This is a genomic window from Agromyces sp. NPDC058126 (assembly GCF_042884595.1).
Taxonomy (GTDB): Bacteria; Actinomycetota; Actinomycetes; order Actinomycetales; family Microbacteriaceae; genus Agromyces.
Genome location: NZ_JBHVTS010000009.1, coordinates 1 through 22662, shown reverse-complemented (window position 1 = coordinate 22662; position 22662 = coordinate 1). Strand labels below are relative to the sequence as shown.

Annotated in this window: 17 protein-coding genes; 9 read left to right on the top strand and 8 right to left on the bottom strand. The window is 71.9% G+C overall.

The window, feature by feature from the left end; all coding sequences use genetic code 11:
• The first annotated feature begins 42 nt into the window (after positions 1-42).
• Both ACFVTR_RS19035 and ACFVTR_RS19030 read left to right on the top strand, forming a co-directional pair.
• Positions 43-1128, top strand: a complete 1086-nt coding sequence (locus ACFVTR_RS19035) for a LacI family DNA-binding transcriptional regulator (protein WP_387039896.1) — start codon at positions 43-45, stop codon at positions 1126-1128.
• A gap of 47 nt (positions 1129-1175) precedes the next feature.
• Positions 1176-2405, top strand: coding sequence for an amidohydrolase (locus tag ACFVTR_RS19030; protein WP_387039894.1), 1230 nt, complete (start codon positions 1176-1178; stop codon positions 2403-2405).
• 16 nt (positions 2406-2421) lie between these two features.
• On the opposite strand, the gene ACFVTR_RS19025 is transcribed toward ACFVTR_RS19030, so the two are convergent.
• The 5 genes from ACFVTR_RS19025 to ACFVTR_RS19005 all read right to left on the bottom strand — a co-directional run bounded on the left by ACFVTR_RS19025 (position 2422) and on the right by ACFVTR_RS19005 (position 7728).
• Entirely contained in the window at positions 2422-3762 is a 1341-nt protein-coding gene (locus tag ACFVTR_RS19025) for an MATE family efflux transporter (protein ID WP_387039892.1), read from the bottom strand.
• A 55-nt stretch (positions 3763-3817) separates the two neighbouring features.
• A complete protein-coding gene (locus ACFVTR_RS19020; RefSeq protein ID WP_387039890.1) occupies positions 3818-4738 on the bottom strand; it encodes an alpha/beta fold hydrolase in 921 nt (306 codons plus the stop codon).
• A gap of 114 nt (positions 4739-4852) precedes the next feature.
• Complete coding sequence (locus ACFVTR_RS19015; protein ID WP_387039888.1) at positions 4853-5509, bottom strand: response regulator; 657 nt, start codon at positions 5507-5509, stop codon at positions 4853-4855.
• Positions 5497-7227, bottom strand: coding sequence for a sensor histidine kinase (locus ACFVTR_RS19010; protein ID WP_387039886.1), 1731 nt, complete (start codon positions 7225-7227; stop codon positions 5497-5499). The genes ACFVTR_RS19015 and ACFVTR_RS19010 overlap by 13 nt, the downstream gene beginning before the upstream one ends.
• 129 nt (positions 7228-7356) lie before the next feature.
• Positions 7357-7728, bottom strand: a complete 372-nt coding sequence (locus ACFVTR_RS19005) for a YccF domain-containing protein (protein ID WP_376947901.1) — start codon at positions 7726-7728, stop codon at positions 7357-7359.
• Positions 7729-7772: 44 nt separating this feature from the next.
• Between ACFVTR_RS19005 and ACFVTR_RS19000 the strand changes: the two genes are divergently transcribed.
• The 4 genes from ACFVTR_RS19000 to ACFVTR_RS18985 all read left to right on the top strand — a co-directional run bounded on the left by ACFVTR_RS19000 (position 7773) and on the right by ACFVTR_RS18985 (position 12331).
• On the top strand, positions 7773-9761 hold the full coding sequence (locus tag ACFVTR_RS19000; protein ID WP_387039884.1) for a M13 family metallopeptidase: 1989 nt from the start codon (positions 7773-7775) through the stop codon (positions 9759-9761).
• Positions 9762-9856: 95 nt separating this feature from the next.
• A complete protein-coding gene (locus ACFVTR_RS18995) occupies positions 9857-10765 on the top strand; it encodes a serine hydrolase (RefSeq protein ID WP_157423888.1) in 909 nt (302 codons plus the stop codon).
• Between the two features lie 13 nt (positions 10766-10778).
• A complete protein-coding gene (locus ACFVTR_RS18990; RefSeq protein ID WP_387039883.1) occupies positions 10779-11306 on the top strand; it encodes a GNAT family N-acetyltransferase in 528 nt (175 codons plus the stop codon).
• Between the two features lie 119 nt (positions 11307-11425).
• Complete coding sequence (locus tag ACFVTR_RS18985) at positions 11426-12331, top strand: hypothetical protein (RefSeq protein WP_387039881.1); 906 nt, start codon at positions 11426-11428, stop codon at positions 12329-12331.
• On the opposite strand, the gene ACFVTR_RS18980 is transcribed toward ACFVTR_RS18985, so the two are convergent.
• Both ACFVTR_RS18980 and ACFVTR_RS18975 read right to left on the bottom strand, forming a co-directional pair.
• The gene (locus tag ACFVTR_RS18980) at positions 12297-13823 is read right to left on the bottom strand and encodes an alpha/beta fold hydrolase (protein WP_387039879.1); all 1527 of its coding nucleotides are present in this window, start codon (positions 13821-13823) and stop codon (positions 12297-12299) included. The two genes, ACFVTR_RS18985 and ACFVTR_RS18980, sit on opposite strands and share 35 nt — an antisense overlap.
• A gap of 20 nt (positions 13824-13843) precedes the next feature.
• Complete coding sequence (locus tag ACFVTR_RS18975; protein WP_387039878.1) at positions 13844-14248, bottom strand: NUDIX domain-containing protein; 405 nt, start codon at positions 14246-14248, stop codon at positions 13844-13846.
• Between the two features lie 78 nt (positions 14249-14326).
• Here ACFVTR_RS18975 and ACFVTR_RS18970 point away from each other — a divergent pair, with 78 nt between their 5' ends.
• Both ACFVTR_RS18970 and ACFVTR_RS18965 read left to right on the top strand, forming a co-directional pair.
• The gene (locus ACFVTR_RS18970; RefSeq protein ID WP_387039876.1) at positions 14327-15637 is read left to right on the top strand and encodes an alpha-hydroxy-acid oxidizing protein; all 1311 of its coding nucleotides are present in this window, start codon (positions 14327-14329) and stop codon (positions 15635-15637) included.
• A 113-nt stretch (positions 15638-15750) separates the two neighbouring features.
• Positions 15751-17136: a glycine--tRNA ligase gene (locus ACFVTR_RS18965; RefSeq protein WP_376947915.1), complete on the top strand. Its 1386-nt coding sequence runs from the start codon at positions 15751-15753 to the stop codon at positions 17134-17136.
• Between the two features lie 55 nt (positions 17137-17191).
• Here the strand turns inward: ACFVTR_RS18965 and hrpA are convergent, their stop codons facing one another.
• On the bottom strand, positions 17192-21211 hold the full coding sequence (gene hrpA, locus ACFVTR_RS18960; protein WP_387039873.1) for an ATP-dependent RNA helicase HrpA: 4020 nt from the start codon (positions 21209-21211) through the stop codon (positions 17192-17194).
• 139 nt (positions 21212-21350) lie between these two features.
• On the opposite strand from hrpA, the gene ACFVTR_RS18955 reads away from it, so the two are divergent.
• Entirely contained in the window at positions 21351-22178 is an 828-nt protein-coding gene (locus ACFVTR_RS18955; protein WP_387039871.1) for an aldo/keto reductase, read from the top strand.
• Positions 22179-22662: the final 484 nt, after the last annotated feature.

Here is a 22662-nt window from a genome sequence, read left to right as displayed (position 1 = left end):
CGCTCGGGCCTGCTTCGAATCGATTCGGCCTAGAATCGGCCCATGCAGTCCGAACCTGCCGCAACGGATCCGGTCGCGACCACCTCTCGGCCGACCCTCGCCGACGTCGCGGCCAAGGCCGGCGTCTCCGCCTCGACGGCGTCGCTCGCGTTCAGCGGCGCCGGCCCGGTGTCGGATGCCACGAAGCAGCGCGTGATCGACGCCGCCGCCGAACTCGGCTACGGCGGCCCCGACCCCCGCGCCCGCTCACTGCGGCGCGGTCGTTCGGGCATCGTCGGCGTCGTCCTCGAAGAGCGGGTGCGTGCGGCGTTCCTCGACCCGGTGAAGATCCAGATGCTCGACGGCATCACCGAGGGCATCGCGCCGCTCGGCGCCGGCCTGCTGCTCCTGACCGACACCGGCGAGCCCGGCGACAACGCCGTGAGCATCGAGAGCGCACCGGTCGATGCGGTCGTGCTCATCGGGTGCAGCCCGCGGCTGGCCGAATCGGTCGAGGCGCTCCGGCGGCGGGGCATCCCGGCCGTCGCGATCGAGGGCGCGACCGGCGACGGCATCCCCGAGATCTCGATCGACAACCGGCAGGCGACCCGGCGCGGAGCGGAGTACCTGCGCCAGCTCGGGCACTCGCAGGTCGCGATCGTCTCCCTGCCCTTCGATGCGGCGCGCACGCGCGGTGCGCTCACCCCCGAGCTCGAGCTCGCGGGCACCGCGGCGACGACGCGCGAGCGGCTCGCGGGCGCCCGCGAGGTGTTCCCCGATGCGCCGGTGCAGGTCGCCGGCACGAGCTCGATCGAGGAGGGCCTCGAGGCGGGGCGCGCGGTGCTCGCCGACCCGGCGACCCGGCCGACCGCGATCATCGCGCAGAGCGATCTGCTCGCGGCGGGCGTCATCCTCGCCGCGGAGGAGTACGGCATCGCCGTCCCGGCCGAGCTCAGCGTGCTCGGGTTCGACGGCATCCGCGTCGACGGCCTGCAGCACGACCTGACCACGCTCGCGCAGCCCTCCGTCGCGAAGGGCCGTGCGGCGGGCGAGGCCGTCGTGCGGCTGCTCGCGGGCGAGGCGCCCGAGTCGGTGTGCTTCACGAGCACGCTCCACGTCGGCGACACGACGGCCGCGCCCGCGCGCTGATCCCGGTCCTCCGCCGAGGGCGGGGCACCCCACCCTAGGCTGACCCCATGAGCCTCGACCTCGGTGCCGTCTACCGCGACCTGCACGCCAACCCCGAGCTGTCCTTCCAGGAGCATCGCACCGCCGGCATCGTCGCCGCGACGCTGGACTCGCTCGGGCTCGAGGTCACGACCGGCATCGGCGGCACCGGGGTCACCGGGGTTCTGGTGAACGGCCCCGGCCCGACGGTGCTGCTGCGCGCCGACATGGACGGACTCCCGGTGCGCGAGGAGACGGGGCTGCCGTACGCGAGCACGGCTCGGTCGACCGACCTCGACGGCAACGACGTGCCCGTGATGCACGCGTGCGGGCACGACGTGCACGTGACCTGCCTGCTCGGGGCGACCGAACGCCTCGTCGCCGACCGCGCCGGCTGGTCGGGCACGCTCGTCGTGGTGTTCCAGCCCGCGGAGGAGCAGGGCGGCGGCGCCGAGGCGATGGTCGCCGACGGACTGTACGACCGCGTGCCGAAGCCCGACGTCGTGCTCGGCCAGCACGTCGCACCGCTGCCGGCCGGCTTCGTCGGCCTGCGTCCCGGCCCGGCGATGGCCGCGGCCGACTCGCTCTCGGTGCTCGTCCACGGCACGGGCGGGCACGGCTCGCGGCCCGAGGCGACCGTCGACCCGGTGCTGCTCGCGGCATCCATCACGGTGCGGCTCCAGAGCATCGTCGCCCGCGAGATCGCCGCCACCGACGCGGCGGTCGTGACCGTGGGGCAGCTGCACGCCGGAACGAAGAACAACATCATCCCGTCCGAGGCGAAGCTCGGGCTGAGCGTCCGCACGTTCGACGAGGCTGTGCGCGAGAAGGTCGTCGCCGCGATCGATCGCATCGCGAAGGGTGAGGCGGCCGCGTCGGGTGCGCCGCGCGAGCCCGAGGTCGTGTTCGAGGAGCGCTTCCCGCTCACCGTCAACGATCCGGTCGCATCCGAGCGCACCGCCGGGGCACTGCGCCGGGCCTTCGGCGAGCAGCGCGTGTTCGACCCTGGCGTCGTGTCGGGCAGCGAGGACGTCGGGGTGCTGGCGACCGCGGCGGGCGCCCCGCTCGTGTATTGGCTCCTGGGCGGGTTCGATCCCGCGCGGTTCGACCCCGTGGCGCTCGCCGCGGGCCGCCTGCCCGACGATCTGCCCTCGAACCACTCCCCGCACTTCGCGCCGGTGATCGACCCGACGCTCGAGGTCGGCGCGGCGGCGCTCGTCGCCGCGGCCCGCGAGTGGCTCGGGGCCGGCGTGGAGTGACCGGCGACCCGCCGCTTCAGTCCGGTGCGCCGGTGACCATCCAGCGGTCGCCGCGCGCCCGCAGCCCGAGGGTCACCGCGCGCGCCGCGAGGTAGCCGATCGCGAACGCCGCCATGAGCCAGGCGGGTCCGGCGGCGCCCGGCGGGGCGACGGCGACGACGCCGAGCGCGAGCGGCACGAAGGCGGCGAGGTTCACGAGTCCGGTCCAGGCGAGGTAGCGGGCGTCGCCCGCACCGATGAGCACTCCGTCGAGCACGAAGACGAGGCCGCCGAGCGGCGCGGAGAGTCCGAGCACGACGAAGGCGGGCGGCAGCAGGGCGGCGACTTCGGCGGAGCTGGTGAAGAGGCCGGGCAGCACCCACGCCGTCGCGATGAGGATCGCCCCGAGGACCGCGCCGGCGCCGATGCCCCACTCGATGCAGCGCCGCAGGATCCGCCGCACGACGACGACGTCGCCGACGCCGAGGCCGCGGCCGATGAGGGCCTGCGCGGCGATCGCGAGTGCGTCGAGTGCGAAGCCGAGGGTGAAGTAGATCGTCATCGCGACCTGGAACGCCGCCAGTTCGTCCGAGCCGAGCGAGGTCGCCGCCCACGTCGCGAGCAGCAGGGCGACGCGCAGGCTCGCGGTGCGCAGCAGCAGCCAGCCGCCCGAGGCGGCGCCGCGCAGCACCCCGGCGTGGTGCGGCCACGGGCTCGCACCGGCGCGCGCGGCGTGGCGCGCGACGACGACGAGGTACACCGCGACCATGCCCCACTGGGCGACGACGGTGCCGATGGCCGAGCCCGCGATGCCCCACCCGGCGACGTAGATGAACACGTAGTTCAGTGCGATGTTGACGGCGAAGCCGATGCCCGCGACCCAGAGCGGCGTGCGCGTGTCCTGCAGGCCGCGCAGCAGGCCCGTGGCGGCGAACACGACGAGCATCGCGGGCAGCCCCGCCATCGAGATCGAGAGGTAGACGGATGCCTCGGCGGCGACCTCGCTCGTCGCCCCGAAGAGCCCGACCAGCCAGGGCGCCGCGAACCAGCCGGCGACGGCGAGCACGACGCCGATGCCGAGCGCGAGCCAGAGCCCGTCGATGCCCGCCGCGACCGCGCCGCGCAGGTCGCCGGTGCCGACCCGCCTGGCGACCGCCGGGGTCGTCGCGTAGGCGAGGAACACCATCAGCCCGATGATCGTCTGCAGCACGGCGCTCGCGAGCCCGAGGCCCGCGAGCGGGGTCGCGCCGAGGTGCCCGACCATCGCGGTGTCGGCGAGCAGGAAGAGCGGTTCTGCGATGAGCGCGCCGAGCGCAGGCACGGCGAGGCGCAGGATGTCTCGGTCGACGGTGCGGGGCGTGGGCGTCTCGGTGCTCATGTCCCTTGAAGCCTAGGCGCGGCCGCCGACCGGCCGTCGCGGCACCGGCCCGGACTCAGGCGGCCGCGGAGACCGTGCGCTCCTCGCCGCGCTCGAGCCGGTCGACACCGTCGACACCGCCGTCGACGAACGCCGACACCGCATCGAGGGTCCGGTCGGCGGCGAGCAGCCGCACGTGCCCCGAGCCGCTCGAGAGCATCAACCGCGAGCGGTCGCCGTGGGCGGCGTGCAGCAGCTCGCTCTGCGCGGCGCCGATCTCGCGGTCGTCGCGGTCGTGCAGGAGGAGGAGGCCGACGTCTCGCGGCAGCGGCGCGGCGATCGAGTCGAAGCGCTGCCACGGGTCGATCGCGTGCGGGAAGACGCGGCGGGTGTACTGCTCGCGCTGGGCGGCCGCCGCGGCGGCGCTGAGGCCCATCCCGTCGGCGAACGCGTCGAAGAGGTACCGACCCGAGGCCATCGGCGCGAGCCCGACGACGCCCCGGGTGGAGACGCCGTCGCGCACGGCGGCCATCGCGGCGAGCGAGCCGAGCGAATGCCCGACGATGGCCTCGAAGCGGCCGTACTTGAGGTGCAGCCGCGTGATCGCCTCCGTCCACGAGCGGATGTCGGTGCGCCTGCCGCCCGAATCGCCGTGAGCCGGGGCGTCGAACGCGACGAGGTGGCAGCCCGATGCGCGGAGCTCGCGGATGATCGGTGCGAACTGCGAGGCCCGGCCGCGCCATCCGTGCACGAGGAGCACGGTGCGGGCCCCGGAGCCCCATTCGTAGAGCACGCCGTCGCCGTGCGGCAGCGCCAGTCGCTCCCGTGACGCCGCGAGATGCACCGCCTGCTCGCCGTGCCGGACCTGCCGGGCGGGGCGCGTGCGTTCGAAGACCGGTGCGGCGAGGCTCGCCGCGAGTGCCGGCGAGAACCGGTCGGCGGCGTGCACCGCGCCGACGGCGGTGCGCCGCATCGGGACGGACATCGACAGAGCCATGGGGGATCCTTCCGGTCGTGCCTGGTGGGATGCTCCCCACTCTGGCCGCGACCGTCGCCGACCGACATGGACCCATGTCGCCCTTCGCGCGCTCGCCGTGACCCCGAACGGGGGTCAGTCGGCGGCGCCGTCGAGGTAGCGGATCACCGCGAGCACCCGTCGATGGTCGTCGGGCGTGACGGGCAGGCCGAGGGCGTCGTAGATGCCCGAGGTGTGCTGCACGATCGCCTTCTCGGTGAGCACGAGCCGTTGCCCGATCCACGCGTTGCTGCGCCCCTCGGCCATGTACGCGAGCACCTCCTGCTGCCGTCGTGTGAGCCCCCGCACCACGCCGTCGCCGCGGCCGGCCCGCGAGATCAGCACGGCGACCACTTCGGGATCGAGGGCGGTGCCGCCCTCCGAGACCCGCCGCAGGTCCGCGCGGAACGCGCCGACGTCGGCGATGCGCTGCTTCAGCAGGTAGCCGACGCTCGCGGCGCGGCCGCCGAGCAGTTCGATGGCGTAGCGGCGCTGCACGTACTGGGACAGCACGACGATGGCGATGTCGGGATGCTCGTGGCGGATCCGGAGTGCGGCGTGGAGCCCCTCGTCGCGATGGTGCGGCGGCATGCGGATGTCGGTGATGACGAGGTCGGGCCGGTGCGACTCGACCGCCTCGAGCAGGCGCTCCGCGTCGGGCACCGCGGCGACGACGTCGAAGCCGCCGGCTTCGAGCAGCAGCCGGAGGCCCTGCCGCAGCAGGGTCTCGTCCTCGGCGATCACGATCCGCACGGCAACTCCGCACTGAGCCGGGTTCCTCCGGCGGCGGTGCTGTCGAGGGACATCCGCCCGCCGACCGCATCGATGCGGTCGGCGAGCCCCGCGAGCCCCCGGCCGCCCCGCGGGACGACGCCGCCGATGCCGTCGTCGGCGATCTCGATCGTGAGCACGTCGCCGGCGCGGGCGAGGCGCACGGAGGCCGAGCCCGCTCGCGCGTGCTTGGCCGTGTTCGCGAGCCCTTCGGCGACCACGAAGTACGCGACGTTCGCGACCGTCGGGGCGAGTTCGACGTCGAGCCCGTCGGCGTCGAGCGTCGTCGGGATGGGCATCCGGTCGACGAGGTCCTCGGCGGCGAGCACGAGCCCGCGTTCGACGAGTGCGGAGGGCATGACCTCGTGCACGAGCCGGCGCAGCTCGTCGGCCGCCTCCTCGATGCCCTGCCGGAGGCGCATCGCCCGAGCGCGTTCCTCGTCGTCGGGGGCGCTCTCCTCGATGCCGCCGGCCTCGAGGGCGAGCAGCACGAGCTGCACCTGCAGCCCGTCGTGCAGGTCCTTCGCGATACGGGTGCGCTCGCGGTCGGCCGCCTCGACGAGTCGCACCCGCGAATGCCGCAGGGCGGTCTGGCTGGCGCGCAGCTCGGTGGTGAGCCGTTCGCGAGCGAGTGCGATCGCTGCGACTCGGCCGACGGCGCGCACCCGCCACGGGTCGCCGACGAGGCGGGCGTCGTAGACGATCGCGCCGATCGGCGCTCCGGCCGACTCGATGACCTCGAATCCGCGCTCGCCGGGGTCGGGACGGTCGACGCCCACACCGCGCTCGTCGACGAATCCGTCGCGCACCGGCAGCCAGTAGACGAGCTCGACGCTCGGGTCGCCGAGCGCACGGGCGACGGCCGAGCGCAGCGACTCGCGACCCGACTCGGTGCCGAGCCACGCCGCGAGTTCCTCGAGCTCGGCGGTGCGCTCGAAGCCGCCGACGAGCACCCCCACCGAGAACGCGATTGCGACGCCCGCGATCAGCGCGAGCTGTACGCCGGCGGTCACCGTGATGGGCGTCGAGCTGCTGAAGGTCGGCACGAGGGGGATGAGCACGACCGAGGCCATGCCGTAGCCGTAGAGCGGGGCGAGCACGCGGCGCCGGGCCGCCGAGGATGCCCGCAGGCGGACGGCGAGCACGGTGGAGGTCGCGGCGACGACCGCGAAGCCGGCCCAGCGCTGCACCTCGCCGCCGATCGCCGCGAGCTCGGGGTTCGCCGGGATGGCCGGCGCGAACAGGCCGGCACCGAAGACGTAGCTCGGCACCTGCAGCACGAGCGCGACCACGTAGGCGGCCGCGGCGATCACGCGCGAGGGGGCGTCGGGCAGGCGCCCGCTCGGGAAGGCGAGCAGGAGGTGGACCATGACCGCGACCATCGCGGTCGAGAAGACGTAGCCGACGAGCACGCCGAACGGGAGACCGGTGTTGAGCAGGCCGGCGGCGAGGATCGCGACGCCGCCGACCCAGATCAGGAGGCCCGTGCGGCTGCCCGGCCGACGGCGCCATGCGATCGTGCCGGCGACGAACCAGACGAGCGCGACGGCCGGGAACATCGCGATCACCCAGAACTCGGGGGCGATCGGCATCAGCAGGGCGAGTTCGAGGGCGGCGAGCAGCGCGCCGATGACGAACATGACGGTGAGGGCGGCCCCGAGCGAGCGCGCGAGCGGCGGTCCCGACCATCCCGGTGCCATGCGGCCTCGCTCTCGCGTGGCGGCGTCACCGACCCGGGACGCCGTTCAGCCCATTCTGGTCGAGCGGCCGCCCGAACGGTATGGACCCAGGTCGCGTGCCGTGCCCGGGTCGCGTGCCGGCGCGCGCCGTCAGGCGTCGACGATCTCCTTGCCGAGCGGCGCGAGCGAGACCGGCACGAGCTTGAAGTTCGCGATGCCGAGGGGGATGCCGATGATCGTGATGCAGAGCAGCACGCCGGCGATGAGGTGCTCGAGCGCGAGCCACCAGCCGGCGAGGATCACCCAGATGACGTTGCCGATGAACGACCACGCGCCCGAGGTCGGCTTCTGCACGACGGTGCGTCCGAAGGGCCAGAGCGCGTACCCGGCGATGCGGAACGAGGCGATGCCCCAGGGGATCGTCACGATGAGGATGCACATGACGACGCCCGCGAGCACGTAACCGAGGAACAGCCAGATGCCCGAGAGCACCAACCAGATGATGTTGAGGAGCGTGTTCATGTCGGGAACATCCAAGCATGTCCGCCCCGCCTTAGGCTGGGGGGATGACCGACGTCGCGCTCCCCTCCGGTATCAAGCAGGACGAACTCGATGCGGCGGTGCGTCCGCAGGACGACCTCTTCCGCCACGTGAACGGCGCATGGATCGAGCGCACCGAGATCCCGGCCGACAAGGCGCGCTTCGGCTCATTCATCGAGCTGCACGAAGAGGCCGAGCAGGCCGTGCGCGACATCATCCACGAGTCGCAGGAGGCCGAGCCCGGCACCGAGGCGCGCAAGGTGGGCGACCTCTTCTCGAGCTTCATGAACGAGGAGCGCGCCGAGCTCCTCGGCGTCACGCCCATCGCCGGCCAGCTCGTCGACGTCTCGCTCGTCAACTCGGTGCCGAGCCTGCTCGAGACCCTCGGCCGCCTCGAGCGCCAGGGCGTCGCGGGCCTCGCCCAGCTCTACGTCGACAACGACCCGGGCGACCCCGAGCGCTACCTCGTCTTCGTCGAGCAGGGCGGTATCGGCCTGCCCGACGAGAGCTACTTCCGCGAGGAGCGCTTCGAGAGCGTTCGCGAGGCGTACCGTTCGCACCTCGAGCGGATGCTCCGGCTCGCGCAGCTCGACGAGCCCGCCGAGCGGGCGGCCCGGGTGTTCGAGCTCGAGTCCGCGATCGCGGCCGTGCACTGGAACAACGTCGAGTCCCGCGACAGCGAGAAGACCTACAACCTGAAGCCCTGGCAGGGCGTCGTCGACGAGGCATCCGTCGACCTCGCGATCTGGCGCGAAGCGATGGGCGTGCCCGCGCACGCGTTCGACGAGCTCGTCGTGCGCCAGCCCTCGTTCCTCGCGGGGCTCGGTGCCCTGCTCACCGACGAGCACCTCCCCGCCTGGAAGGACTGGCTCGCCTGGCAGGTCGTGCGCTCGAGCGCGGCGTACCTCTCGAGCGACCTCGTCGAGGCGAACTTCGACTTCTACGGCCGCACCCTCACCGGCACCCCGCAGATGCGCGAGCGGTGGAAGCGCGGCGTCTCGCTCGTCGAGGGCGCGATGGGCGAGGCGGTCGGCCGCATCTACGTCGACCGGCACTTCCCGCCCGCCGCGAAGGTGGCGATGGACGAGCTCGTCGCGAACCTCGTGCTCGCGTACCGCGAGTCGATCGAGGCGCTCGACTGGATGGGCGAGGCGACGAAGGCGAAGGCCCTCGACAAGCTCGCGAAGTTCACCCCGAAGATCGGGTACCCCGTGAAGTGGCGCGACTACTCGGTGCTCGAGATCACGGCCGACGACCTCGTCGGCAACGTGCGCGCGACCGCCGAGTTCGAGTTCAACCGCGAGCTCGGCAAGATCGGCAAGCCGATCGACCGCGACGAGTGGTTCATGACGCCGCAGACGATCAACGCGTACTACAACCCGGGCTTCAACGAGATCGTGTTCCCGGCGGCGATCCTGCAGTACCCGTTCTTCGACGCCGAGCGCGACGCGGCGGCGAACTACGGCGCGATCGGTGCCGTCATCGGTCATGAGATCGGGCACGGCTTCGACGACCAGGGCTCGAAGTACGACGGCGACGGACGGCTCACCGACTGGTGGACGGCCGACGACCGTGCCGCGTTCGAGGCCCGCACGAAGGCGCTCATCGAGCAGTACGACGCGCTCGTCCCGGCGCAGCTGCAGACCGAGGATGCCGGGGGCGACGAGCCGCACGTCAACGGCGCCCTCACGATCGGCGAGAACATCGGCGACCTCGGCGGGCTCGCCATCGCATGGAAGGCGTATGTGCTGTCGCAGGGCGGCAGCCTCGAGCAGGCGCCCGTGATCGACGGCCTGACTCCGGCCCAGCGGTTCTTCCTGTCGTGGGCGCAGGCCTGGCAGATGAAGGGCCGCGACGAGGAGGTCGTGCGTCTGCTCGCCATCGACCCGCACTCGCCGAACGAGTTCCGCTGCAACCAGATCGTCCGCAACATCGATGAGTTCTACACTGGCTTCGGAGTGACTGCCGACGACGCCCTCTGGCTCGACCCTGCCGAGCGGGTGACGATCTGGTAATCACTGATCCGAAGTCCGAGAATCCGAACAACTCGTGCGCGCCGCAGCCCGCGGTGGGGGAGCGCCGACCGTCTGAGGAAGAGCGTGCAAGCACCGTGGTGACATCGTCGCAGGGATCCGAGCGACGAGCACGTCATGCCGATCTGCGCAAGGGCAAGCACCGCACGGAGGAGCCGAACGAGAACTTCGCCCGGGGCTTCGCAGCCCTCGGCGAGCTCGCGCTCGCCGGCGTGCAGGTGTCGGCCCGGGCGACCGACCTCGCGACCGGCAAGGTGCTGTTCTCCGTCGACGACCACGTCGTGATGCCGACGGCCTCGATCGGCAAGGTGCTGCTGCTCGTCGAGGTCGCCTCGCGCCTCGTCGGGGCGAGCGCCGAGTCGTTCACCGTGCTCGACCGGGCGCCGCGCGACGCCGTCGGAGATTCGGGCATCTGGCAGCACCTCCAGTCGCCGTCGCTGCCGATCGCCGACCTCGCCGCGCTCATCGGTGCGACGAGCGACAACCTCGCGACGAACGTGCTGATCCGCCACATCGGGCTCGAGGCGGTGCGCGCCCGCACCGAGACCCTCGGGCTCACCCGCACCGCACTGCTCGACCTGGTCCGCGACCACCGCGGCCCCGACGACGCGCCGCAGCTCTCGATCGGCTCCGCGAAGGAGCTGACCTGGCTGTTCGCCTCGCTCGCCCGCGGCGAGATCGTCTCGCCCGAGGTGTCGCAGCGCGTCGTCGGCTGGCTCTCGTTGAACGCCGATCTCTCGATGGTCGCGTCGGCGTTCGGACTCGATCCGCTCGCGCACCGCTCACCCGATCACGGCCTGCTGCTCATGAACAAGACCGGCACCGACGGCGGCGTGCGCAGCGAGGTCGGCGTGCTCCGCGGCCCGCGGGCGAGCGTCGCCTACGCAGTGTCGATGTACTACGCCGACACGATGCTCTCGTCTCGGCTCGCAGTGCTCGACGGCATGCGCCAGGTCGGGCTCGACCTGCTCGAGTTCGTCCACTGAAGGTGCGGCCGAGATGCTGATCCGCGCGTTCCGCGACGCCGACCGCGAGGTCGTCGACCGGCTGCTCGCCGAGGCATTCTCGGGGCCGCAGCCCGACGGATCGCCGGCGGCGTCGCCGCCGATCGAGGTCGGGCTCAACACGGCGCTGCTCGACTCGGTCGAGTTCATCCCCGAGCTCGCGCTCGTCGCGGAGCTCGACCGCGCCGCCGTCGGCTACTGCATCACGACGCGCGGGTGGATCGGCGACCGACCCGCCCTCGGGCTCGGGCCGATCGGCGTCGACCCCGGCGTTCAGCGCGGTGGGATCGGGTCGGCGCTCGTTCGCGAGACCCTGCGGCTCGCGGCCGGGCGCGGCGAACGGGTCGTCGCCCTGCTCGGCGACCCCGTGTACTACGGCCGGTTCGGCTTCGTACCGAGCACCGAGCTCGGCATCGTGGCGCCAGAGCCCGCCTGGGGCGCGTACTTCCAGGCGGTGCGGCTCGATCAGGCCGAGGCCCCGGTCGGCGCGTTCCGCTACGCCGCACCCTTCACCGAGCTCTGAGCCGTCGGCGCGAAGCTCAGAGCCTGCCCCTGTCGGCCGTCGGCGGCCCGTCGTACGCTGAACCCGACTCGAACCGAGTATTGCTCGCGTTCTTCGGCGCGAGCGGAAACGGGGGCACCATGTCCATCTCCGCAGAGCACGGATCGGCGGCGGGCGCCGATGACGGCAAGCCGATCGGGCCGCTCACCTTCTCGCCGCCGCCCGGCGTCGCGGCCCTCCACGACCGACTCGAGCTGGCCGTCATGGACGAGCAGATCCCGCTCGACCAGCTCGCCGAACTCCGCGATCTCGTCTTCCGCGACTATTTCACCGACCGGCCGATCTTCACCCTCGCCTGGCCCGACAGCCTCTACATCCCGTCCGAGGCCGACTCGAGGAAGTACTGGTTCACCGAGGCGCCGGCCGACCGTCGCTATCGCTACAGCTGGGCGAACACGATCGGCGGACAGCCCGCCGGCAGCCACGCCTCCGAGAAGGACGGCCGCCTCTTCGCCTGGGTCAACGTCTCCGGGCTCGCTCCCGGATACACGGGTTACGCCGGCACCGGGGTCCGTTTCGCGCCGACCTCGAGCCTCTCGTACGTGCGGATCGGGGCCGACCTCGACCTCGTCGCCGAGCGGCGATGGTGGTACCTGCCGGGCACCGACGCGGGCTACGCCAACGTCGACTATCGCGGCACGGCGTACCTCGCGGTGTGGGAGATCGACCTCGTCACCGGGCGCTGGGAGCTCGTGCGCCCGTTCGGCGCGCGCACCCTCTTCGCATTCAGCCGGCAGGGCCAGGGCGGCAGTGCGATCGTGAGCACGAAGCACACCTTCGCCGACCTCGGCGCGACCGTGCAGTTGCAGGGCGGCCACGTCTACGCCGTCGGCGTGAGCTTCGAGGTGCAGATGGGTTACACCCTGCTCGACCGCCGCGGCGCGCCCTACGTCACGCAGCCGGGCGACGACATCAAGCTCTGGTCGTCGCTGCTCGGCACCGTGCACAGCATCAGCGTGTCGACGACGAAGGTGCTGATCCCGTAGCACCATGGGCGTCGTCGGTGAGCCGGGCGATGCCGGCGAGCACCGCCTGCGCCGTCTCGGGCGCCGCGAGCACCCGGAAGTGGCCCGCGACGGGCACCTGCACGTTCATCGCCTCCTCGAGCGCGCTGCCGTCGGGCACGTGCGGGTCGAAGGTGCCGAAGACCGACACGATGCGGGCGTTCACGGATGCAGCATCCTCGAGCCGCACGATCGTCGCGTCGCCGGGCAGGAGCGCCCGGATGCTCGGGTCGCCGAACAGCCGAGCTCGGCGCGCGCCCGCGAACGGGGTGCAGATCGCCACGACCCCGCGAACCCCGAGCGATTCGCCCTCGTCGTCGAGGAGCACGTGCTTGCCGATGAGCCCGCCCTTGCTGTGCGCCACGATGACGCGCCCCGCCGGTGGGGGAGCGGAGCGCGCGAGCGCCTTCGCCACTCGGGCGGCGGTCTCGGCGATCGGGCGTCGGTTCGCGCGCATGCCGTGCACGACGACGACGCGGTGGCCCTCGGCGTTGAGTGCGTCGCCGAGCGGCCGCATGAACGACCAGTGCTCGTACACCCCGGGCAGCAGCACGACCTGCGGCTTGTCGGGCTCGCCCCGGCGCCAGGCGTGCGGCTCGTGGCGGGCGCCGAGCCAGGCGAACTGGCGCACACCGGCGTAGGAGTAGTCGCGCGCCATCACGCCGAGTGCAGCGGCGACCCCCAGCGGCCGGTCGGTCGGCGGGGGGTCGACCAGCGAGGCCGGGCGACCCGCAGGCATCCCTTGCGCGTGCCGCGCGACGAGCTCGCCGACGCGGCGACCGGCTCGGATCATCGTCTCGTGTCCGCGCCCCGGCACCTCCGCGTAGCGGCCGTCGGGCACGAGGCGGGCCACCTCCTCGGCCCAGTCGCGCGGCACGATGCGGTCGTGCTCGCCGCGGATGACGAGGGTCGGCGCGGTGACCGCGGGGAGGACCAGTTCGATGCGGTGCTCGAGCATCGGGAGCAGGTTCGCGGCATACCAGCGCGGACCCGCCTTCGCGTAGAGCGAGACGCCGTACCAGAGGGCCTTCGGATGGACCAGGGCGATGTCCTGCAGGAACCGCATGGTCTGCTTCGCGAGCGTGCGTTCACGGGGATTGACCGTCGGAGCGATGAGCACGACGCGGTCGACCAGTTCGGGATGCCGCGCCGCCGTCTCGGTCACGACCTGCGCCCCCGTCGAGTGACCGACGAGCACGGCCCGGTCGATCCCCTCGGCGACGAGTAGCTCGGCCAGGAGCTCGCCGGCCGCCGGCATGCTCAGCGGTGCGGCCGGCTCGGGCGCGTCGCCGAAGCCGGGCAGGTCGAGTGCGTGCACCCTCCCGGTCTGCTCGAGCACGGAGGCGAGCTCGGACCAGTAGTCGTGCGCCATGCCGAGTCCGTGCACCAGCACGTAGTCCGGCCCGTCGGGCCGTCCCGAGTCGTGGATCACGACCACGTCATCGCCGCGGCGGAATTCGCGGGTCTGCGACATGACCGCAGTCTAGAGCGGCCTCAGTCGATGACGCCGGACGCCGCGAGCCGCCGCAGCACTTCCGCTCCGGCGGGCGGACAGCGGTCGAGCTCGCTCGTCGTCACCCAGTGCAGGGCGCCGACCTCCGCCGAGGCGCGCGGCGAGGCATCCGTCTCTGCGCGGAAGACGCGCATGCGCACGAGCCGGCCGTCGGGCTCGCCGTGCGCCTGGGTGACGACCTCGAAGAGCTCGTCGAGCGCATCGGGGTCGAGTTCGAGCGCCACCTCCTCGTACGCCTCGCGGGCGGCGGCCTGGGCGGCGCTCTCGCCGGGGTCGATCTTGCCGCCGGGCATGTAGTAGACCTCGCGGTCGCGTGCGGTCACCATGAGCACCCGCCGGTCGCGCACGAGCGCGATGGCCGAGACGAGGAGATCGGGGAGAGGCATCGGTTCAACCCTAGGCGGGCGTCGCCGCTACGCTGGCTCGCACGTGCAGGGCGTCGACGATCGCGAAGGAGCGAACCGATGGCAGACGACGATCGCGGGTACGGGCGCGCGAGGCAGTCGGAGGTGTACCGGGCGGGTCTCTCGGGCATCCGGCCCGCGGTGCCGGTGGACGCCGAGGCGCTCGAGCGCGCCGCGCGCAAGGCCCTCTCGGCCGAGGCCTTCGCGTACCTCGCGGGCGGCGCCGGCGCCGAGGCCACCATGGCCGCGAACCGTGCCGCATTCGCGCGCCGGCAGATCTGGCCGCGTGTGCTCCGCGACGTCTCGACCCGCGACCTGTCGATCGAGCTGCTCGGCCGGCGCCGCGCGACCCCGTTCGTCCTCTCGCCGATCGGCGTCGCCGAACTGGCCCACGCGCAGGCCGACGTCGCGGTCGGCCGAGCGGCGGCCTCCCTCGACGTGCCGTACGTGCTCTCGACCCAGGCGTCCCGCCCGATGGAGGAGGTCGCCGCGGCGATGGGCTCGCGCTCGCGTTGGTTCCAGCTGTACTGGAGCGCCTCCGACGAGCTGAACGCATCGTTCGTGCGGCGCGCGGAGGCGGCGGGCTGCGAGGCGATCGTGGTCACCCTCGACACCCACCTGCTCGGCTGGCGCACGCGCGACCTCGACGCCGCCTTCCTCCCGTTCACGCGCGGGCAGGGCATCGCGCAGTACACGAGCGACCCGGTCTTCGCCGAACTCGTGCGCGAGCGGGTCGCCCGGGCGGGCTCGGGAGGCGGATCGACCCGGCCGAAGGTCACCCCGACCCTGCTCGCCTCGGCGTTCTCGATCGCCCGCTCGGGCGCGCACACGCGGCTCGTCGACGGCGGCGTCCGGGAGGCGCTGCGTTCGCCGCTGCCGCGCGCGGCCGTCGAGACCTTCCTCGACGTCTTCAGTGATCCGTCGCTCACGTGGGCGTCCCTCGCGAAGCTGCGCGAGTGGACCTCGCTGCCGGTGCTGCTCAAAGGCGTCGTGCATCACGATGACGCGGCGAAGGCGCTCGACCACGGCGTCGACGGGCTCGTCGTGTCGAACCACGGCGGCCGCCAGATCGACCGATCCGTCGCAACGCTCGACGCGCTGCCCGGCATCGTCGAACGGGTCGGCGGGCGGGTGCCCGTGATCCTCGACAGCGGAGTGCGCGGCGGGGCCGACGCCTTCACGGCGCTCGCCCTCGGAGCGACCGCGGTGGGCATCGGCCGGCCCTACGCGTACGGGCTCGCGGTCGCGGGAACCGAGGGCGTCCGCGAGGTCGTGCGCAACCACATCGCCGAGCTCGATCTCACGATGGGACTGGCGGGCCACCGCTCGGTCGCGGAGATCGGGCCGGACTCGCTGCGCGAGGCCGGCTGAGCGCTGGCCGCCTTGCGGCCCGCTCGGCGGGGCGCCCGGACGGCTGCCGGATTTCGTAGGATGGTCTCCGATCCCCTCTCGGGCCTCTGGCCCCTTGCACCATTGGAGCCACCGTGGCCGCACCCAGCCGTCTCGAATCCGTCATCGCCCTCGCCCAGCACCGGGGCTTCGTCTTCCAGGCGGGCGAGATCTACGGCGGATCCCGCTCAGCATGGGACTACGGCCCCCTCGGCGTCGAGCTGAAGGAGAACATCAAGCGCCAGTGGTGGCGCTACATGGTGACCCGCCGCGACGACGTCGTCGGCCTCGACTCGAGCGTCATCCTGCCGAAGCAGGTCTGGGTCGCGTCGGGTCACGTCGGCGTCTTCACCGACCCGCTCGTCGAGTGCCTCCACTGCCACAAGCGCTTCCGGGAGGACCACCTGCTCGAGGCCTTCGAGGAGAAGAAGGGCCGCGCACCCGAGAACGGCATGGGCGACATCGCCTGCCCGAACTGCGGCACCCGCGGCCAGTGGACCCCGCCCCGCGACTTCAACATGATGCTGCAGACCTACCTCGGGCCGGTGCAGGACGAGAGCGGCATGCACTACCTCCGCCCCGAGACCGCGCAGGGCATCTTCACCAACTTCGCGAACGTGCTCCAGGCCGCGCGCATGAAGCCGCCGTTCGGCATCGGCCAGATCGGCAAGTCGTTCCGCAACGAGATCACGCCGGGCAACTTCATCTTCCGCACGCGCGAGTTCGAGCAGATGGAGCTCGAGTTCTTCGTCGAGCCCGGCACCGACGACGAGTGGTTCCAGTACTGGCTCGACTACCGCTGGAACTGGTACCTCGACCTCGGCGTCGACCCCGAGAACCTGCGCCTCTTCGAGCACCCGAAGGAGAAGCTCAGCCACTACTCGAAGCGCACCGTCGACATCGAGTACCGCTTCGGCTTCACAGGCGGCGAGTGGGGTGAGCTCGAGGGCGTCGCGAACCGCACCGACTTCGACCTCTCGACGCACTCCGAGCACTCCGGCAAGGAGCTCAGCTACTTCGACCAGTCGAAGAACGAGCGCTGGATCCCCTACGTCATCGAGCCCGCGGCGGGCCTCACCCGCTCGCTCATGGCGTTCCTCGTCGACGCGTACCACGTCGAGGAGGTGCCGAACGCGAAGGGCGGCGTCGACACCCGCACCGTGCTGAAGCTCGACCCGCGCCTGGCGCCGGTCAAGGCCGCCGTGCTGCCGCTCAGCCGCAACGAGAAGCTCTCGCCGCTCGCCCGCGAGGTCGCCGCGTCGCTGCGACAGCACTGGAACGTCGACTTCGACGACGCCGGTGCGATCGGCCGACGCTACCGCCGCCAGGACGAGATCGGCACGCCGTTCTGCATCACCGTCGACTTCGACTCGCTCGACGACAACGCCGTGACGGTGCGCGACCGCGACACCATGGAGCAGCAGCGCGTGCCGCTCGCCGAGCTCGAGGGCTTCCTCGCCGCGCGCCTCATCGGCGCGTAGCGGCAGCATTCCGAAGGCGGGTGCCCGAGGGCGCCCGCCTTCGGCGTACCCGCCCTCAGTCCTTCGCGGCGAGCACCTTCGTGATCCGCTGCAGCGAGACGCTCTCGGCCGCGCGCAGCTCCTGCGCGAAGAGGCTGATCCGCAGCTCCTCGATGAGCCAGCGCGCCCGCACGAGGTTCGCGGGCGAGCGCGGCGCGAGGGGGATCGTGCCGCCGGCGTCGGCGAAGCGTCCGAGTGCGACCTGCACCTCGTTCATCCAGACGCGGTCGCGGCCGGGGTTCTGCTCGAGCTTGCCGACACGCATCGTGACGCCCTCGAGGTAGCGCGGCAGGTGCCGCAGCCGTTCGAGTCCGGTGCGCGAGACGTAGCCGGGGAACACGAGCCCGTCGAGCTGCGCGCGCGCGTCGCCGAGCGCGGGCAGCAGGGCGAGGCTCGTCGCCGACTTCACCGCCTTCTCGGCGGTGCGCAGCGCGACGAGCGTGCTCGCGACGAGCGAGACCGTCTCGAACATCGTGTTCATGACGACGCCCGAGACACGGTCGCGCACGGTGTCGAACTCGAGCTTCGTGAAGAGCATGCCGTCGTCCTTCACCCGGTACAGCACGTCGTCGACGCACGCGACGAGGCAGTCGGCGAACAGCGCCGTGGTGTTCGGATACGGGCTTGTGGCGAGCACGAGCTTCTCGTTGCCGGTGAGGTGCTGCTCGACGTACTTCACGGGCGAGGGCGTCGCGAGCATGAGCAGGCGCCGGATGCCGCCGGGCATCGCCGCGGCCTGGTCCTCGGGGGTCGCGAGCAGGCGGATGCTCACGGTCTCGCCGTCGTCGACGAGCGCCGGGTAGGCGCGCACCCGGTTGCCGCCGACGTCGGTGTCGACGTGGTGCGGGAGCTCGGGGAAGTCCCACTTCGTGAGTCCGCTGCGTTCGAGGCCGGCGCCGGCACCCGCGCCGCCGCCGAGCGCCGACGGGCTGATGGGCCCCTGCCCGACGTCGACGGCCTTCGGCCCGCGTCGCCGCTGCTCGCTCGCGCCGCCCGCCGCGAACGTGCCGGCGACGGCGTCGCGCGCCCGGTCGGAGAACTGCGCCTGCAGCGCCCGCAGGTCCTTGCCCACGCCGAGCTGCTTGCCGCGACCCTCGACCACCCGGAACGACATCTGCAGGTGCGGCGGGATGCGGTCCATCGCGAAGTCGGCGCCCGTGACGGGCGTGTGCGTCAGCCGCTTGATGACGCCGGCGACCTCGTCGGCGAACGAGGCCTGCGCCGTGGCATCCTGCCCGTCGAGCTCGGCGACGATCTTCGCCGCCCAGTCGGCCGCGGGCACGACGTTGCGACGGATCACCTTCGGCAGCGCCTTGATCATCGCGGTCACGAGCTCGGTGCGGAGCCCGGGCACCTGCCGGTCGAAGCCTTCGGGCCGCAGTCGCGCGAGCAGCACGAGCGGCACCTGCACCGTCACGCCGTCGTCGGATGCCCCGGGCTCGAAGCGGTAGCGGAGGGTCAGCGTCTGGTCGTCCTGCTGCCAGGTGGGCGGGAACGCCTCGTCGTCGATGGCCGGCGCGTCGTCGGGTGCGAGCGTCTCGGCCGTCATCGTGAGGAGGCCCTGGTCGAGCTTCTTCGCCTCGCGCCACCAGGTCTCGAAGAGCCTCGTCGAGGTCACGTCGGCCGGGATCCGCGCGTCGTAGAAGTCGAAGACGGCCTCGTCGTCGAAGAGGATGTCCCGTCGACGGCTGCGCTCCTCGACCGCCTCGAGCTCGGCGCGCAGCCGGCGGTTGCGCCGGTCGAACTCGAACAGCGGGTCGCGTCGGGTCTCGTTCGGCCAGTCGCCCTCGACGAGCGCGTGGCGGATGAACAGCTCGCGTGCGTAGGGCGCATCGATGCGGGCGAGCTGGATGCGCCGGCGCTCGACGATGGGCACCCCGTAGAGGGTGACCTTCTCGTACGCGACGGCCGAGCCCTGGCGCTTCTCCCAGTGCGGTTCGCTGTGGCTGCGCTTCACGAGCGAGCCGGCGAGCGGTTCGGCCCACGCCGGGTCGATCGCCGCGTTGGTGCGGGCGAACAGGCGGCTGGTCTCGACGAGCTCGGCGCTCATGAGCGCGGCCGGCGGCTTCTTCGCGAGCGCCGAGCCAGGGAACACGACGAAGCGGGTGTTGCGCGCACCGAGGAACTCGGACTGCTGGCGACGGCCGCGACGCTCGGCTTCGCGTGCCGCCCCGGCGCCTCCGCGCCCGCTGCCGGTCTTCGAGTCGTCGCGGAGCCCGAGCTGCGAGAGCAGCCCCGAGAGCAGCGCCCTGTGGATACCCTCGGAGTTGGGTTCGGATGCCTCGCGCGCGACCTGGAGCCCGAGGGGCTTCGCGAGCCGCACGAGCTGGCGGTAGAGGTCCTGCCACTCGCGCACGCGCAGGTAGTTCAGGAACTCCGACTTGCACATGCGGCGGAAGGCGCTGCTTGAGAGCTCGCGCTGCTTCTGCTCGAGGTGGTTCCAGAGGTTCAGCAGCGTGAGGAAGTCGCTCGTCGGGTCGACGAACCGGGCGTGGAAGCCGTCGGCCTGCTCGCGCCGGTCGAGCGGGCGCTCCCGCGGATCCTGCACCGTGAGCCCGGCGACGATCGCGAGCACCTCTCGCGAGACGTTCTGCGCCTTCGACTCGAGCACCATGCGCGCGAATCGCGGTTCGATCGGCAGGCGCGAGAGCTGCCGGCCGACCTTCGTGAGCTTCGGCCCCTCGCTCGACGTTCCCCCCTCGAGCGCCCCGAGTTCGCGCAGCAGGTCGACGCCGTCGCGGATGCCGCGGCTGTCGGGCGGGGTGAGGAACGGGAACTCCTCGATGGGACCGAGCCCGAGCGAGGCCATCTGCAGGATGACCGCCGCGAGGTTCGTGCGCAGGATCTCGGGGTCGGTGAACTCGGGCCGCCGCTCGAAGTCCTCCTCCGAGTAGAGGCGGATCGCGATGCCGTCGCTCGTGCGGCCCGAGCGGCCCGAGCGCTGGTTGGCCGAGGCCTGCGAGATCGCCTCGATCGGGAGGCGCTGCACCTTCGAACGCACCGAGTAGCGGCTGATGCGCGCGGTGCCGGCGTCGACGACGTAGCGGATGCCGGGCACCGTGAGGCTCGTCTCGGCGACGTTCGTCGCGAGCACGACCCGGCGGCGGAGCCCTGCGACCTTCGACGGCTCGAACACCCGGTGCTGGTCGGCCGAGGAGAGCCGGCCGTAGAGCGGGAGCACCTCGGTCTCGCCGCCGCGCCCGCCGCCGGCGGTCGAGTAGTGCCCGCGCACCGCCTGCTCGGCGTCGCGGATCTCGCCCTCGCCCGAGAGGAAGACGAGGACGTCGCCGCGCGACTCGCGGTCGAGTTCGTCGAGGGCGTCGAGGATGCCCCGTTGCACGTCCTTGTCCTCGGCCGCGGCGCCCTCGTCGGCGGCGTCCTCGCCCGTCTCGCCCGAGGCCTCCGCGACGAGTGGGCGGTAGCGCACCTCCACGGGGTAGGTGCGCCCCGAGACCTCGATGACGGGCGCGGGCGTGCCCGAGCCACCTTCAACTGGCACAGTCTCGAAGTGCCTCGCGAAGCTCTCGGGGTCGATCGTCGCGCTCGTGACGATCACCTTGAGGTCGGGGCGGCGGGGGAGGAGCCGCTTCAGGTAGCCGAGCAGGAAGTCGATGTTGAGGCTGCGCTCGTGCGCCTCGTCGATGATGATCGTGTCGTAGCGGCGCAGCTCTCGATCGCGGTGGATCTCGTTCAGCAGGATGCCGTCGGTCATCACCTTGATGCGGGTCGCCTCGCTCACCTGGTCGGTGAAGCGGACCTGGTAGCCGACGAGTCCGCCGAGCTCGACGTCGAGCTCCTCCGAGATGCGCTCGGCGATCGTGCGCGCCGCGATGCGGCGGGGCTGCGTGTGCGCGATCGAGGTGCGGCCGAGCTCGAGGCAGATCTTCGGCAGCTGGGTCGTCTTGCCCGACCCGGTGGCGCCCGCGACGATGACGACCTGGTGCGACTCGAGGGCGCGCGCGATCTCCTCGCGCTGCGCGGAGACGGGCAGTTCGGCGGGGTAGGTGATCACTGGGATCGGGAGCGGCGAAGTCATCAGCCCTCCATCGTAGGACGGCGCCCTGGTCGGCGCGCCCTTTCGCGTCGCTTTCGCATCTGCTTCGCGTCCACCGTGCGATTCGCGAGGAGCGAACCACCCTGTCGCGTCGGCCGTCGTGCGTGATGGGATGGCGGGCATGACGGTTCCCCGCATTCAGCTCAACGACGGCCATTCCATCCCGCAGCTCGGCTTCGGGGTGTTCAAGGTCGACCCGAAGGAGACCGAGCGGATCGTGGCCGACGCGCTCGAGATCGGCTACCGGCACCTGGACACCGCCCGCATCTACGGCAACGAGGAGGGGGTGGGCCGGGCCATCGCCGCCTCGGGCATCCCTCGCGAGCAGCTCTACGTGACGACGAAGCTCTGGAACGACGACCAGGGCACGCAGTCGGTGCACGACGCCTTCGACGCGAGCCTCGAGCGGCTCGGCCTCGAGTACGTCGATCTCTACCTGATCCACTGGCCGACTCCTTCGCGCGATCGCTACGTCGAGACGTGGCACGCCTTCGAGGAGCTGCGCGACTCGGGTCGACTGCGCTCCATCGGCGTCTCGAACTTCCTCGTCCCGCACCTCGAGCGCCTGCTCGGCGAGAGCGACGTCGTGCCGGCCGTCGACCAGATCGAGCTGCACCCGGCGCACCAGCAGCCGGCCACGACCGCCTTCGCCGAGGAGCACGGCATCGCGATCGAGGCGTGGGGGCCGCTCGGGCAGGGCAAGTACCCGCTCTTCGAGCTGCCCGAGGTCGCCGACGCGGCGGCCGCGCACGGCAAGTCGCCGGCGCAGGTCGTGCTCCGGTGGCACCTGCAGCGCGGGCACATCGTCTTCCCGAAGTCGACGCACCGCGGGCGCATGGCCGAGAACTTCGACGTCTTCGACTTCGAGCTCGGCGAGGCGGAGATGCAGGCGATCACCGCACTCGAACGCGAGGGGCGAGTGAGCTCCCACCCCGACGAGGTGAACTGAGCCCGGTCGTGTGTGGTTGCGACACGCCCGGGTTGCGGAATGGATTTGTGGGGTGGGGTGTGGGTGGCGTAGATTCTTCTCTTGTCGCCGCGGCGGCCGGGAAGCGCGAGAGTGTGGCCCGGATCGTGCGGTGGTTCTAGCCAAATAACCTCGAAGGCGCAGCAGTTTGCGACTCGGTGATTTCAAGTCTAGGATGGAACTTCGCACTCAGTGTTGATCATGGCCTTCGGGTTGTGGTTCGTCGTGTTTCGGCGGCTGGTGTGTGGTTTCTTTGGTTGCTTCGAGGTGGTCCCGTGTTTCGGGTCGCTTCGGGTGCGTCCGTTCCTTGAGAACTCAACAGCGTGCACTATGTTCAATGCCAATTTATTGAACCCCAGCCTGCTTTGGCAGGTGGGATTCCTTTGATTGATGGACAATTTGATTTTCGAGTCAGTTGTTTCTCTGTCAGAGATTGAACTCCCTGGCACTTTCGGGTGTTGGGAAC

Bases quoted from the DNA above. Each gene is read 5' to 3' on its own strand.
- ACFVTR_RS19035 (WP_387039896.1), top strand. From the start codon at position 43: ATGCAGTCCGAACCTGCCGCAACGGATCCGGTCGCGACCACCTCTCGG.
- ACFVTR_RS19030 (WP_387039894.1), top strand. From the start codon at position 1,176: ATGAGCCTCGACCTCGGTGCCGTCTACCGCGACCTGCACGCCAACCCC.
- ACFVTR_RS19025 (WP_387039892.1), bottom strand. From the start codon at position 3,762: ATGAGCACCGAGACGCCCACGCCCCGCACCGTCGACCGAGACATCCTG.
- ACFVTR_RS19020 (WP_387039890.1), bottom strand. From the start codon at position 4,738: ATGGCTCTGTCGATGTCCGTCCCGATGCGGCGCACCGCCGTCGGCGCG.
- ACFVTR_RS19010 (WP_387039886.1), bottom strand. From the start codon at position 7,227: ATGGCACCGGGATGGTCGGGACCGCCGCTCGCGCGCTCGCTCGGGGCC.
- ACFVTR_RS19005 (WP_376947901.1), bottom strand. From the start codon at position 7,728: ATGAACACGCTCCTCAACATCATCTGGTTGGTGCTCTCGGGCATCTGG.
- ACFVTR_RS19000 (WP_387039884.1), top strand. From the start codon at position 7,773: ATGACCGACGTCGCGCTCCCCTCCGGTATCAAGCAGGACGAACTCGAT.
- ACFVTR_RS18990 (WP_387039883.1), top strand. From the start codon at position 10,779: ATGCTGATCCGCGCGTTCCGCGACGCCGACCGCGAGGTCGTCGACCGG.
- ACFVTR_RS18985 (WP_387039881.1), top strand. From the start codon at position 11,426: ATGTCCATCTCCGCAGAGCACGGATCGGCGGCGGGCGCCGATGACGGC.
- ACFVTR_RS18980 (WP_387039879.1), bottom strand. From the start codon at position 13,823: ATGTCGCAGACCCGCGAATTCCGCCGCGGCGATGACGTGGTCGTGATC.
- ACFVTR_RS18975 (WP_387039878.1), bottom strand. From the start codon at position 14,248: ATGCCTCTCCCCGATCTCCTCGTCTCGGCCATCGCGCTCGTGCGCGAC.
- ACFVTR_RS18970 (WP_387039876.1), top strand. From the start codon at position 14,327: ATGGCAGACGACGATCGCGGGTACGGGCGCGCGAGGCAGTCGGAGGTG.
- hrpA (WP_387039873.1), bottom strand. From the start codon at position 21,211: ATGACTTCGCCGCTCCCGATCCCAGTGATCACCTACCCCGCCGAACTG.
- ACFVTR_RS18955 (WP_387039871.1), top strand. From the start codon at position 21,351: ATGACGGTTCCCCGCATTCAGCTCAACGACGGCCATTCCATCCCGCAG.